Genomic DNA, 13,305 nt, shown 5'->3' on the forward strand with positions numbered 1-13,305 from the left:
ATCAGCCGGTGGACATCTCCAGTTCGGAGCCGGCCGGAGTGCGCCGGATCCGCAAGCGGGACGGGATCCGTTGACGTAGTTCGTCCACGTGGGACACCAGGCCGACCGTGCGACCTCCGGCCCGCAACTCGTCCAGGGTGCCCATCACCATGTCCAGGGTGTCGGCATCGAGGCTGCCGAACCCCTCGTCGATGAACATGGTGTCCAGCTGCCGGCCGCCGGCTTCGGCCGCTACCACGTCGGCCAGGCCGAGGGCGAGGGCGAGTGATGCCAGGAAGGACTCGCCGCCGGAGAGCGTCTTCGCCGGCCGGACAAGACCGGAGAAGGCGTCGAAGATATCCAGGCCGAGACCTCCTGACCGGCCGCGGGATTCCTTCTCCTGGGACTGGACGAACGTGTACCGGCCGCTGGACATCGCCGAGAGCCGCTGTCCGGCCGACAGAGCGACCTGCGCGAGCTTGGCGGCCAACACATAGGTCCGGAGCGACATGGAGCGGCTGTTCTGCCCCTTACCCAGGATCACGTCGGTCAGCGCCGACAACTCGGCGTCGGCCCGGAGCACCGGCTCCAGGGCGCGCTGCGCGGCCTGCAGACGCCGAGCGGCCACGGCGACCTGGTCGCGCCGGGCCGCACACGATGCGGCGGCGGCGACGGCGCGCTCGGCCCGGGAGCGCGCCGCCTCGACGTCCGTCTCGGCCTGGGTGACATCGGGAACGACGGCCGGGTCGACGCCGGCCAAGTCCGGATCAGCCAGCAGAGCGGTGACCACCGTCAGTTCGTCCTCGGCCGCTCGCAGGCGCTCGCCGAGTTCGCTCCGGTCAACGCCGGCCGCCTGCCGAGCCGCCTCCAGGTCGGGAAACGGCGAGGCCGTGATCACGTCGGACATGACGGTCGCCGCCTCGGCGTGACTGAGCTCCGCCGCGTCCAGCTTCTCGATGGCAGCGGCCAGGCGATCGAACGCGGAGGCCAGCTCCAACAGGTGATTGCGCCGGGTCCCGACATCCGGGTATCCGGCCCGGCCCTGGGCCAGCCGGGCCGCCCGATCGGCCACCGTCGCCTGCAGCAACTCGACCTCGGCGAGGGCGGTCGACTGGCGATCGGCCAGTTCGGCCCGTTCGTCCGCGATCGCGTCCACTTCCGTCCGGACCGCGGCCAGGGCGGCTTCGGCCGGCGCCAGATCGGCCGCGCGGTCGGTGACCGCCGCGACCAGCGCCGAGACGTCGTCCCATTCGAGTTCGGCCTGTGCGAGGGTGAGCCCGCGGGCCGCCGCCCGGGCCTCCGCGACGGCCAGGGATGCCGACTCGCGCTGCTTCGCGGCTCGTTCACGGGCCGCGAAGGCCACACGCTCGGCCCGCTCGGCGTCCGTGATCTGCGACTTGGTGACGGCACCGACCGCGGAGACCGCCACCCGCGGATGTTCGGTCGACCCGCACACCGGGCACCCACACCCGGGATCCAGACCAAGCGCGAGCTCCGCCGCCATGCCGGCGATCCGGAGTTCCACCAGCTCCTGTCGACGGTCGACCGCCCGCTGGTGCGCATCGACGGCGGCCGCGGCGACGGCGACGGCCTGCTCGTTCTCCGCCACGCGGACCGGAACCAGCCGGGCGGCCGAGCGCACCGCTGCCGCGTCCTGCTGCCGCTCGCCCAGTACGGCCAGCTCACGAGCGGCGTCACGGGCGGCGTCCAGCCGGACCGAGGCCCGTTCGACCAGCGCCGGCAGCTGGGCCAACCGCTCGTCCAGAACCCCTAGTCGACGGCCGACCTGACGAGCCGTGGCCGACGCCGCAGCCAGGGCCGTCTCGTCCCGGTCCTGGTCGCGCGCCTGCACCAGCAGTCCGGCCAGGGCGCCGGCCGTCTCGCGACCGGCCGCGCTCATGGCACGCAGGTCCCGTGCCACCTTCGGCACGTCCTCGTCCGGTGCGACCAGCCGTTCCGCGTTTGCGCGCAGACGGTCGACCGCCGTGTGCTGTTCCTGCGACCGACGGTGCAGTCGCGCGGCCGCGTCCGCCGCGGCCACCACCGGCTGGGCGTCGGCGTGGGCGGTGAGCGCCCGCCGCCAGTTCACGCGGTCCAACGCGCCCCGGTCGAGTTCCCGCTGCCGCCGCTGCAGTTCGCGCAGCCGGCTCACCCGGTCGGCCAAGGTCCGGACCTGCACGAGGCACACCTCGGCGGCGGATCGGGCGAGGCCGGCGTCGGCCGCGTCCTCCTCGGCCAGGGCGGCCCGGTCGGCCAGACGGTCCCGGATGTCGGCCAGCCACCCGGACGACAGCTCCTCGTCGACCACCGGCACGCCGGCCGCCTCGGCCACCCGTGCGGTCAGCTGACCGAGGATCACCTTCTGGTCCCGGACCGAGTTCGCCGAGTCCCGGCGAGCCGCGGCGAACCAGTCCTCGATGGTGCCGAACCGGCCCGTGTCGAACAGCCGCTCGAGCAGCACCTCACGTTCGGCGGTGTCGGACCGGAGGAACTTCGCGAACTCGCCCTGCGGCAGCAACACGACCTGGAAGAACTGATCGGCCGACATGCCGAGCAGGTCGATCACCGTCTGGCCGACCTCCTCCGCCCTGGTCAGGCCGTCGGCCTTCGCCCCTTCCGGAGGCACATCCAGCCAGCGGAGCGCCACCTTATGCTTCTCCTCCGTGGTGCCCACTCCCCTGGCCTTGGGCCGCAGGTAACTGGGGCTGCGGACGATCTCCACCCGGTGGCCGCCGAGGGTCGCCTCCAACCGGACGAAGGTCTTCCGGGCTGCGTCGGCTCGGTCGCAACGAAGCCGCTTGGCGTCGTTGCGGGCCCCCGGGACCCGCCCGTACAGGGCGAACGCGATCGCGTCGAGCAAAGTCGTCTTGCCGGCGCCGGTGTCGCCGTGCAGGAGGAACAATCCGTCGGCGCCCAGCTCGTCGAGATCGATGTCGATCTCGGCGGCGAACGGCCCGAACGCCGACAGGGCCAACCGATGGAGCCTCATGCCACCACCTCGGCGATTCGTTCGGAGCTCAGCGCGGCGTCGATCAGCTGTGCCTCGGTGGGTGACGCCGCGCATCCGCGGCAGTCGATCAGGAACTCGGCCAGGATCTCCGCGTCGGTGGGCGTGGACGACGCCGCCGGCCGGACGGGTCCGGGCCGGCGATCGCCGGCCGGTTCCCAGATGACCGTCAGGGCGTGCGGGAACCGCTCCCGCAGTCGCCGCATCGGCTCCAGCGGGCGGACCGGGTCGGTCAACACCACCGAGAGGTAGTGGTCGCCCAGGTCCGGGTGCTCGAGCAGCACGTCGGCCAGCCGCCCGCTGACCACGGCGAGCGGGCGCACCACGGGGAGCGGCAACCAGCGGTCGGTGATCGAGCCGTCGGCGGCCAGATCGACCAGCCAGACGCCCTTCTCGTGTCCGGCCTCGGTGAACGAGTACGGCAGCGGCGAGCCGGAGTAACGCAGGCGGGGCTCGATCTGCTGCGCGCCGTGCAGGTGCCCCAGTGCGACGTAGTCGATGCCGGCGAACACATCGGACGTCACCGATTCCACGCCACCGACGGCGATCGACCGTTCCGACCCGCCGGCCCGGCCACCGACGACGAACGCGTGGGCGGCGACCACCGAACGGGTACCGGCCGGCCGAGCGGCGAGATCGGAGCGCACTCGGTCCATCGCCGCCGAGACCACCGCCTGATGGCCGGGGCGGCCGTCCACGCCGAGCGGGATCCGCGCGAGCTCCGGTTCCAGGAACGGCAGCGCGTAGACCGCGACATCACCGTCGGGGTGCGGGATCAGGACCGGATCGGCCAGCCGGGCGACCGACGTCCGCAGGTGCAGGCCACCGGCCGCCAGGAAATCGGAAAACGCACCCAGCCGGGGCGCCGAGTCGTGATTGCCCGACGAGACGACGATCACGGCACCGGCGTCGCGGATCCGGCGAAGGGCGCGGGTGGCCACCTGAACCGCCTCCGATGACGGCACCGCGCGGTCGTACAGATCGCCGGCCACGATCACCACGTCGACCTGGTGCTGGGCGACCAGATCGGCCAGGGCGGACAGCACGGACTCCTGATCCTCCAACAGGTCCTGCCCGTGGAAGGTCCGGCCGATGTGCCAGTCCGAGGTGTGCAGCAATCGCATGAAGATCACCGTAGGGGCGGGGACCGACAGTGCCCCGAAGGCCGGGCCGGGCCGGGGTCGGGCAGTTGGTCACAACCACCCGAACGACCAGCTCAGCCGGACTCGACGGCACTGATCCGATAGCCGGACGGGGTCGCCACCAGCACCAACACCCGGGCGGCGGCCGGGCGGGCCGTGGTTCGTCCGACCACCTGCCCGGACTCGTCGAGGATCGAGTAGGCCGGCAGTGCGTCGCTGACCCGGACCCGGATCGGCGAGGTCCCGACGACCTTGGTCGCCGCCACCCGATGCTGGGCCCCGCTGACCCGCAGCCGGCTGGCGATCAGTCGCTCGATCATGCCGGCGTCGGCCGCACGGGCCGACGACCCGGCCGTGTAGACCGCGTCGAGCAGCCCGACCCTCCGCGCGGTCACTGCCGTCGCCCGGTCGGCATCCAACTTCTGCACGGTCGCGGTCCAGTCGACCCCGTGCCCGGCGGCCGACGTGCTCGGCGATGCGGCCCTCCGCGGGGTCGGGGCCGGGGCGGGCGCCGCCGTCCGGGAGGTGGTGGCTCGGGTGGGACCGGCCGGCGCCGAGCGGGCCAGAGCCTCGGTGGCCGCCGGTTCGCTGGATCCGGGTCGCGGGGGCGGGACGACGGCCGACGGACCGGGGGCCACAGCCGAGGACGGGCCAACCGCCGCCGTTTCCGACACGTGCGCCCCGCCCCGGGTGGCGACTGCGGGATCGCGGCGGTCCAGTCCCGCCCACCACAGGCCGCCGGCCGCAGCGGCGCAGGCGACCAGCACGCACACGGCGGCGATGACACCGACCCGGATCGCTCGGGACCGATGTATCGGTCGAGCCCGGCCGGCCGCACCGCCGGGTCGCATCCGGTTCGCAACCGGCCACCGGGTCAGCATCCGCCGCAGGCGGCCGGCGTCGGATTCGGGGGCCGGACGCGGAACGGCGTCGGCCCGGATCTTGGTGATGGCTCGCTCCCGGACCAATCGGTCCCGATCGTGCTCGGGCCCAGGACACCGTCGGTCGGGCCCATCCGACGGCGGGTCCACCTCGGGCGCTCCGTGACGGGGTGACGAGCCGGGCACGTCGACGACGACGGCCCCCGCCGGTCCCGAACCCGGTATCGCTCCCGGCCCGTCCACCGAAGCGGGCTGGGCGAGCTCGACCGGGGCCGGGCGTCCGGCGCCCCGCAGGTCCATGACGACCGCCGCCGCGCCGGGCCGGCGCTCGGGATCGTGTTCCAGCAGGGCCCGGATCACGGCGGTCAGGGCCGGCGGAGCGACGTCGTCACCTGGATCCGGCCACTGTCCCCCGGCGGCCTGGATCAGTACGTCGTGCAGATCGTCGGCCGGCCAGGCGTGATGCCCGGTCAGACAGGCCAGGGCCAGGGAGCCGAGCGAGAACATGTCCGTCGCCGGGCTGGGGGTCGCCCCCCGCGCCAGTTCGGGCGCCGCATCGGCCGGGGTGGCGCTGACCGGGAGACCGACCTCCGCCCCGGCCCGGCCGGCACCGAGATCGGCCACCAACGGCCGTCCGGCCGCATCGAACACCACGTTTCCGGCCGACAGGTCACCGTGTACGACGTCGCGCTCGTGGGCGGTGGCGAGAACCGCGGCGACCGGCAGCAGGACGGTCAGGGTCTCCCCCGCGGTCAACCGGCCGCGGGCCGCGAGCAGCCCGGCCAGGTCGCCCCCGCCTGCGTACTCCGTGACCAGCGCACATCGTTCGGCGTCACCGATGACCTCGATCACCCGCACCACGTGCGGATGATCGACCGCCGCGGCCAGCGCCGCCTCACGGCGAGCCGCCCGAAGGTGGGCGGCGGGGAACACCTTGAGCGCCACCGCACCACCGGTACCTTTGTGTGCACCCCTCCAGACCTGCGCGGATGCGCCCGCACCGATCATCTCGAAGGCCCGGTAATCCCCCACCTCGAAGGTCATGCCGAGCAGGCTAGGCCGAAGCGGCACGGACCGGTCGGGGTTGTCCACAACGCGGCTCGGACCGCCGGCGGTCCCGCCTGCCGGTCCGCCACCGGGCGTACGGTTGCCGCATGCGACAGCCCGATCCGAGCGTCCCGGTGGCCGCTGGGACCCCGCCCCGAAGAGCCGTCCGCGCCGAACACGGGGCAGTGCAGATGATCGAAGCCGGCCTGGTCGACTACCAGGCGGCGTGGGACTGGCAGCGGGACCTGGCCGAGGCCCGAGCCGCCGGGCGCGGGCCGGACACGGTTCTGCTGCTCACCCATCCGGCCGTCTACACCGCCGGTCGTCGCACCGAGCCGGGCGATCGACCGACCGACGGGACACCGGTCGTCGACGTCGACCGGGGCGGCCGGATCACCTGGCACGGACCGGGCCAGCTGGTCGGCTACCCGCTGGTCGGTCTGGCCGATCCGATCGATGTCGTGCAGTACGTCCGCCTACTGGAGCAGGTTCTCATCGCTGCCTGCGCGGACCTCGGCCTCCCCGGCGCCGGACGGGTGGCCGGGCGCAGCGGTGTCTGGTTGCCGGCCGACCACCGACCGGAGCGCAAGATCGCGGCGATCGGCGTCCGCATCGCCAAGGGGGTCACCAGCCACGGTTTCGCCCTCAACTGCGATCCCGACATGGCCGCGTACGACCGCATCGTGCCGTGCGGGATCCGTGACGCCGGGGTGACCTCGCTGTCCGCCGAGTTCGGCCGCACGGTCGGCGTCGAGACGGCGATCCCGCCCGTGCGACGGCGGCTTGAACAGGGGTTGAACGGGGAATTGCCGATCACAGACAGTGCAGCGGTCCTGGAGTCACTTCCGCACCGGAGGTCCGTGCCCCCGGGCATAACGTGGCACCTCGACCCCGTCCTGTAGATCGACCGGAACAATCGGGCAGGATGAACAGCGGATGGCCACTGATCCGTCAGACGTCAGCACCATGTCGTCCGACCCGCACCCGAAGCACCTCAAGACGCCAAGTCCGACCGAAGTCAAGGAGCTCACGATGAGCAAGTCCACCACAAGCAGCACCACCCACGATCTCGCGGTCAAGGCCGGCGACGTGGCGGAGAAGGTCGTGGACCAGGCACAGGAACTGGCCGGGAAGGTCGCCGACCAGGCGGCCGACGTCGCCGGCAAGGTCGCCGCCATGGCCAATACCGCAGCTCATGATTTCGCCGCGAAGGCCGCACCGGTGGCCGAGAAGGTGGCCCAGTCGCTGGGTGATTCCGCCCAGAACCTGTCCCGCCGCGCCCGGAAGGCCAGCGCCAAGGCCACCAAGAAGGCCGAGAAGGCCGCCAAGCGCGGCAAGGGGAAGGCGGCGGCCAAGGCCAACGCCCTCGCCGCCCTTGGCCGGGCCCAGGCCGCCGACGCCGCATCCAACGTGACCGTGGCCGCCACCGAGCGGGCGACCAAGGTGACGGGCAAGGCCGCGAAGGCCGCCGCCGCCCTGGCCACGGCCGCGGCCGGCGTCGACAAGAAGACCACCAAGGCGGCGAAGAGCGCGAAGAAGGGGCAGAAGAAGCGCCATCCGGTTCGCAAGATCGTCGTGCTCGGCGCGCTCACCGCCGGTGGGGTGGCCATCGCCCGGGCCCTGAAGGCGCCGTCGTACCCCGCGCCGGACAGCTCCCCGGCGCCGACGGCCACGCCGAAGTCCACGACCGAGTCCAAGATCGACGACGTCAAGGCCGAGGTGAAGGAGGCCGCCACCAAGGCCGGCGAAGCCGTCAAGACCACCGCCGCCAAGGCAGCGGACACGGCCAAGGAGACCGCGGCCAAGGTCACCGATGTGGCCAAGGAGGCCGCGGCCAAGGTCACCGACGTGGCCAAGGACGCCGTCTCCGGCGCGAAGGCGACCGCCGACGACGCCGCGGCCGACGCCGGAGCGGCCAAGGAGAAGGTGGCCGACGCCGCCCGCACCGCCACCCAGGCCGCACAGACCAAGGCCGACGAGGTCAAGGACGGCAACACCAAGTGACCATGGCTCCCGAAGGACGCAAGATGTTGCGTCTGGAGGTGCGGAACGCGTCGGTACCGATCGAGCGCAAGCCCGAGTGGATCAAGACCAAACTCCGCACCGGCCCGGAGTTCACCGCGCTGCAGTCCCTCGTCAAGAGCGAGGGCCTGCACACGGTGTGCCAGGAGGCGGGTTGCCCCAACATCTACGAATGCTGGGAAGACCGCGAGGCGACCTTCCTGATCGGTGGCGACCAGTGCACCCGTCGGTGCGACTTCTGCCTGATCGACACGGGCAAGCCCGGCCCGCTGGACCGTGACGAGCCACGCCGGGTCGCCGAGTCGATCGCCACCATGAACCTGCGCTACGCCACCATCACCGGTGTCACTCGCGACGACCTCCCGGACGAGGGAGCGTGGCTGTATGCCGAGACGGTGCGCAAGGTGCACGAACTCGCCCCGAACACCGGGGTCGAGATCCTCACGCCGGACTTCTCCGGGCGGCCGGAGCTGCTCGGGCAGGTCTTCGACGCCCGGCCGGAGGTCTTCGCCCACAACCTGGAGACGGTTCCGCGGATCTTCAAGCGGATCCGGCCGGCGTTCACCTACGAGAAGTCACTCGACGTGATCTCGCAGGGCCGGTCGGCCGGCATGGTGACGAAGTCGAACCTGATCCTCGGGATGGGCGAGACCCGCGAGGAGATCTCCCAGGCACTGCGTGACCTACACGAGGCCGGTTGCGACCTGATCACCATCACCCAGTACCTGCGGCCCACCCCGCGGCATCACCCGATCGACCGGTGGGTCAAACCCGACGAATTCGTCGAACTGCGGGCCGAAGCGGAGGAGATCGGGTTCGCCGGGGTGATGTCCGGTCCGTTGGTCCGTTCGTCCTACCGCGCCGGAACGCTCTACAAGCAGGCAGTATCGGCCCGGGCCGCTCACTGAGTTCGCAGATCAGAACGCCGCACACCGACGGGTGTGCGGCGTTCTGAATACCCGCCCGGCCGTCGTATCCTTCTGTTATGGCCAAGACCTCCTCCACCTCCCCCAGTCTGTCGAAAGAGGAGAAGAAGGCCGCCAAGGTCGCCTCCCGGGCCGGTAAGAAGGAGCGCCGCGGCCAGATCTGGCAGGCGTTCCAGATGCAGCGCAAGGAAGACAAGCGACTGCTGCCGTACATGATCGCGTGCCTGGTCGGGTCCGCGCTCGTCTTCACCCTCCTGGGCTGGTGGTTGGCCAGCTGGTGGGCCGGCCTGGTCTTCGGCCTCATCATCGGCGCCATGATCGCGATGATCTTCTTCGCCCGGCGGGTGCAGTCCAACGTCTACAAGCAGGCCGACGGGACGCCCGGCGCGGCCGCCTGGTCGCTGCAGAACAACCAGCTCCGCGGCAAGTGGCGGATCACGCCGGCCGTGGCCGGTACCTCCCATCTCGACGCCGTCCATCGCGTGGTCGGCCGCCCGGGGATCATCCTGATCGGCGAAGGTGCCACCCATCGGGTGAAGCCGCTGCTGGCCCAGGAGAAGAAGAAGATCGCCCGGGTCGTCGGGGACACCCCGATCTACGACATCATCGTCGGCAACGAAGAGGGCCAGACCCCGCTCAAGAAGCTGAACCAGTCACTGATGCGGCTCCCCCGCAACATCACCGTTGCCCAGGTTTCCGACCTCGACGGCCGGCTCAGTGCGCTCAGTGCTCGCGTCGGTCAGCAGGGCATGCCCAAGGGCCCGCTTTCGGCCGGGGCCAAGACCCGCAACGTGCAGCGCGCCGCCCGGCGCCGCTGACCGGCGGTTCGAGTCCGACCCGGCAGCCACCCTCCGCCCCGGCGGATCGGGTGGCTGTCGTCGTTTCCGGGCCGGGGCGTTCGCGGATCCGAACGACGCCCGGGTCCGAACGACGTCAGCCGGTCCGGATGACGTCAGCGAGTCCGGATGACGTCAGCGAGTCCGGACGACGACGGTGCGGCACAGACGGTCGTGCAGACCGCGCCCATCCGCATCGGTCAGCAGGGGCGGCACCACGACGAAGATCATGGCCGTCCGCGGGATCGCCCACAGGCCGACCAGGGCGCGACCCCCGACCGGGGCCACCCGCAGTCCGCAGGCCACCTGACCCGGCGTGGATCCGAACAGTCCGACGGCCACCACGGTGAGGGCGAACCAGACCAGCAGGCTCCAGTTCCTGGGCAGCTCGGGCCGGGTGAACAACAGCGCGATGAGGGCGGACACGATCAGATCGATGCCGAAGGCGCCGATCCGGACGCCCATGCCGGCAACCGAACCGGCACCGCTCCGGGGCAGACCCAGCCGGCTGCCGGGGTAGCCCTGTCCCTGTGTGGTATCCATGACGACCAGCGTAGGTGCTGGCGAACCCCTTCCCCGCGCCGGCGCATTCGGCACCCGACCTGGCCGGCCGGCCACCGCCACAGGCGCGTTAACCCCTGCGAAACAAGCCGGAGACGGCAAGGCAACACCCCCTCCCTAGCTTCGACTGTGTCAAGGTGAAGGCACGTTTGCCGCCACCGAAGTGCGCAGCATGTTCCCGATACGAAGGAGTGCGTGAGTGTTCTCCACCCCCGAAGAACTGGTCGCCTACATCAAGGACAACGATGTCGAGGTCTTCGACATCCGCTTCTGCGATCTGCCCGGCCTCATGAACCACCTGACGGTTCCGGCCGCGACCGTCTCGGTCGACTCGCTGGCCACCGGAATGGCCTTCGACGGTTCGTCCATCAAGGGCTTCCAGTCGATCCACGAGTCGGACATGACTCTGCTCCCTGACGTCACCACGGCGCGGATCGACCCCTTCCGCCGCCGGAAGACGATGACCTGCAACTTCTTCGTCCACGACCCGCTGACCCTGCAGCCGTACTCGCGCGACCCGCGCAACGTCGCCCGCAAGGCCGAGGAGTACCTGGCCAGCACCGGTATCGCCGACACCTGCTACTTCGGGGCCGAGGCCGAGTTCTACATCTTCGACGAGGTGCGCTTCGACACCACGATGAACGGCTCCTTCTACCACGTCGACTCCGAGGAGGGCTGGTGGAACACCGGCCGCGAGGAGGAGGGCGGGAACAAGGGCTACAAGACCCGTGTCAAGGGCGGCTACTTCCCGGTTCCGCCGTACGACCACCAGGCCGATCTCCGCGAGGACATGACGGCGAACCTGCTGTCCATGGGCTTCGACGTCGAGCGCGGGCACCACGAGGTCGGCACCGGCGGCCAGGCCGAGATCAACTACAAGTTCAACACCCTGCTGGCCTCGGCCGACGAGGTGATGCTGTTCAAGTACATCATCAAGAACACCGCCTGGCAGGCCGGCAAGACCGCGACCTTCATGCCGAAGCCGCTGTTCGGCGACAACGGCTCGGGCATGCACGCGCACCAGTCGCTGTGGTCCGGCGGCAAGCCCCTGTTCTACGACGAGGCCGGCTACGGCGGGCTCTCGGACATCGCCCGCTACTACATCGGCGGTCTGCTGCACCACGCGCCGTCGCTGCTGGCCTTCACCAACCCGACGGTGAACTCCTACCACCGGTTGGTCCCGGGCTACGAGGCTCCGGTCAACCTGGTCTACTCGGCCCGGAACCGCTCGGCGTGTATCCGCATCCCACTGACCGGCACCAACGCCAAGGCCAAGCGTCTGGAATTCCGCTGCCCCGACCCGTCGGCGAACCCGTACCTGGCCTTCGCCGCCATGATGATGGCCGGCCTCGACGGCATCAAGAACAAGATCGAGCCGCCCGCTCCGGTCGACAAGGACCTCTACGAGCTGCCGCCGGACGAGGCCGCGAACATCCCGCAGGTCCCGTCCTCCCTGGACGCGGTGATCAACCGTCTCGAGGAGGATCACGACTACCTGCTCGAAGGCGGCGTCTTCACGCCTGACCTGATCGACATGTGGATCAAGCTCAAGCGCGAGGAGATCGACGCGATCCGCCTGCGGCCGCACCCGCACGAGTTTGCGATGTACTACGACATCTGATCGGTACCACCTGATCGACTGCACTCCCGAGGCCCCGGCGCGAATGCGTCGGGGCCTCGGGCGTCTCCGGCAATCTCGTGCCTCCGGTGCTGCGCATCCCCGCGGCGTCCGCACCCGGCGTGGATCAACTTCTCAGGCATGCACGAACTTGACCACTCCTGCCACTCCCGTCCCAGAGTGACGAAGTTGATCCACGCCGCACCCACGCGACGGTCGGGATGCAGGGCCGGGGACGGGTGTCACCGATCCGGATGGGCCCTGGGCCGCAACCGCCCGCCGGGCAGACCGGGGGCCGGAAGACGCGACCGGCGCCCCACGTATCCGCTGACGACCCCGAACCGCTCCGACCCGGCCTCCCACTCCTCCCGCGCCGCGACGATGTCCTCATGGGTACGGCCGACGAAGTTCCACCACATGACGATGTCCTCCCCGAACGGCGGCCCGCCCAACAGCAGCACCCGCGCATCACCGGATCCCGGATTCGTCAGGCTGATCTCGGACCGACCCGGGCCCAGATAGCCGAGTTCGGCTCGCGCGAGCTCGGTGCCGCTCGCGATGATCGAACCGGTGTCGACCAAGACTCCGTGCTCGAAGCGGGCGTCCACCTCCAGCGGCACCGATCCACCGGGCGGCAGGACGATCTCGGCGCCCAGCAGGGGCGTGAAGGTGGTGACGGGGGACGTGGAACCGGCGAGGGCACCCAGAAACACCCGGACCGAAGCATCGCCGGCCGGGATGGCCGAGGGGACATGATGCTGGAAATCCCGTGGTCCGCCCAGTGCCGACGCCGGCAACGCCACCCACAGCTGAACACCGTGCAGCGCCGAGGTCTCCGAAGTGGAGACCTCGGAGTGGGCAATACCCGCGCCGCTCGTCATGAGGTTGAGCTCCCCCGGCCGGATCAGCGCGTGCACTCCCGCGGAGTCCCGGTGCTCCACCTGGCCGGCGAACAACCAGCTCACGGTCTGGAGCCCGGTGTGCGGGTGGGGCGCCACGTCCATCCCGCCGGTCATGGACACGTCGTCCGGTCCGTAGTGATCGACGAAGCACCACGCACCGATCAACGACCGCTGCTTCTGCGGGAGGGTCCTCCGCACCGTCATCGCCCGCGGGCCGCCCAGCGGCACCTCCCGGGGCACCAGCACCTCCACGTCGCCCGAACGCGCTGCGTCCGGACGGCAGCGCATCTCCGGCGGATCGGATTCCAGATTGCTCACCCGTCCATTCGACACCAACGAGGTCGGCGCCCGCACCCGAGGGCTTCACGCAGTCGGCGGAACCGG

Annotated in this window: 10 protein-coding genes; 5 read left to right on the forward strand and 5 right to left on the reverse strand. The window is 70.9% G+C overall.

Annotated elements, in window-relative coordinates:
* Position 1 precedes the first annotated feature (1 nt).
* From BLS97_RS24315 to BLS97_RS21745, 3 genes are all read right to left on the reverse strand, one after another.
* Positions 2-2,968, reverse strand: coding sequence for an AAA family ATPase (locus BLS97_RS24315; RefSeq protein ID WP_172832325.1), 2,967 nt, complete (start codon positions 2,966-2,968; stop codon positions 2-4).
* Positions 2,965-4,110: an exonuclease SbcCD subunit D gene (locus BLS97_RS21740; protein WP_090482892.1), complete on the reverse strand. Its 1,146-nt coding sequence runs from the start codon at positions 4,108-4,110 to the stop codon at positions 2,965-2,967. The genes BLS97_RS24315 and BLS97_RS21740 overlap by 4 nt, the downstream gene beginning before the upstream one ends.
* 92 nt (positions 4,111-4,202) lie before the next feature.
* Complete coding sequence (locus BLS97_RS21745) at positions 4,203-6,053, reverse strand: serine/threonine-protein kinase (protein WP_090480515.1); 1,851 nt, start codon at positions 6,051-6,053, stop codon at positions 4,203-4,205.
* Between the two features lie 194 nt (positions 6,054-6,247).
* Between BLS97_RS21745 and lipB the strand changes: the two genes are divergently transcribed.
* The 4 genes from lipB (at position 6,248) to BLS97_RS21765 (ending at position 9,822) form a co-directional block, all read left to right on the forward strand.
* Positions 6,248-6,958, forward strand: coding sequence for a lipoyl(octanoyl) transferase LipB (gene lipB, locus BLS97_RS21750; protein WP_407938085.1), 711 nt, complete (start codon positions 6,248-6,250; stop codon positions 6,956-6,958).
* 130 nt (positions 6,959-7,088) lie between these two features.
* Positions 7,089-8,060: a hypothetical protein gene (locus tag BLS97_RS21755; RefSeq protein ID WP_157695615.1), complete on the forward strand. Its 972-nt coding sequence runs from the start codon at positions 7,089-7,091 to the stop codon at positions 8,058-8,060.
* 2 nt (positions 8,061-8,062) lie between these two features.
* A complete protein-coding gene (lipA, locus tag BLS97_RS21760) occupies positions 8,063-8,986 on the forward strand; it encodes a lipoyl synthase (protein WP_090480523.1) in 924 nt (307 codons plus the stop codon).
* Between the two features lie 77 nt (positions 8,987-9,063).
* On the forward strand, positions 9,064-9,822 hold the full coding sequence (locus tag BLS97_RS21765) for a DUF4191 domain-containing protein (RefSeq protein WP_090480526.1): 759 nt from the start codon (positions 9,064-9,066) through the stop codon (positions 9,820-9,822).
* 153 nt (positions 9,823-9,975) lie between these two features.
* Here the strand turns inward: BLS97_RS21765 and BLS97_RS21770 are convergent, their stop codons facing one another.
* Complete coding sequence (locus BLS97_RS21770) at positions 9,976-10,383, reverse strand: RDD family protein (RefSeq protein ID WP_090480529.1); 408 nt, start codon at positions 10,381-10,383, stop codon at positions 9,976-9,978.
* A 217-nt stretch (positions 10,384-10,600) separates the two neighbouring features.
* Between BLS97_RS21770 and glnA the strand changes: the two genes are divergently transcribed.
* Positions 10,601-12,022 carry a type I glutamate--ammonia ligase gene (glnA, locus tag BLS97_RS21775; RefSeq protein ID WP_090480531.1) on the forward strand — a complete coding sequence of 474 codons (1,422 nt, stop codon included), beginning with the start codon at positions 10,601-10,603 and terminating at the stop codon, positions 12,020-12,022.
* A gap of 239 nt (positions 12,023-12,261) precedes the next feature.
* On the opposite strand, the gene BLS97_RS21780 is transcribed toward glnA, so the two are convergent.
* Positions 12,262-13,239, reverse strand: a complete 978-nt coding sequence (locus tag BLS97_RS21780) for a pirin family protein (protein WP_090482895.1) — start codon at positions 13,237-13,239, stop codon at positions 12,262-12,264.
* Positions 13,240-13,305 lie beyond the last annotated feature (66 nt).

Origin of the sequence: Nakamurella panacisegetis, from assembly GCF_900104535.1 — a bacterium.
GTDB classification, from domain to species: Bacteria; Actinomycetota; Actinomycetes; order Mycobacteriales; family Nakamurellaceae; genus Nakamurella; species Nakamurella panacisegetis.

Bases quoted from the DNA above. Each gene is read 5' to 3' on its own strand.
- BLS97_RS24315 (WP_172832325.1), bottom strand. From the start codon at position 2,968: ATGAGGCTCCATCGGTTGGCCCTGTCGGCGTTCGGGCCGTTCGCCGCC.
- BLS97_RS21740 (WP_090482892.1), bottom strand. From the start codon at position 4,110: ATGCGATTGCTGCACACCTCGGACTGGCACATCGGCCGGACCTTCCAC.
- BLS97_RS21745 (WP_090480515.1), bottom strand. From the start codon at position 6,053: ATGACCTTCGAGGTGGGGGATTACCGGGCCTTCGAGATGATCGGTGCG.
- lipB (WP_407938085.1), top strand. From the start codon at position 6,248: ATGATCGAAGCCGGCCTGGTCGACTACCAGGCGGCGTGGGACTGGCAG.
- BLS97_RS21755 (WP_157695615.1), top strand. From the start codon at position 7,089: ATGAGCAAGTCCACCACAAGCAGCACCACCCACGATCTCGCGGTCAAG.
- lipA (WP_090480523.1), top strand. From the start codon at position 8,063: ATGGCTCCCGAAGGACGCAAGATGTTGCGTCTGGAGGTGCGGAACGCG.
- BLS97_RS21765 (WP_090480526.1), top strand. From the start codon at position 9,064: ATGGCCAAGACCTCCTCCACCTCCCCCAGTCTGTCGAAAGAGGAGAAG.
- BLS97_RS21770 (WP_090480529.1), bottom strand. From the start codon at position 10,383: ATGGATACCACACAGGGACAGGGCTACCCCGGCAGCCGGCTGGGTCTG.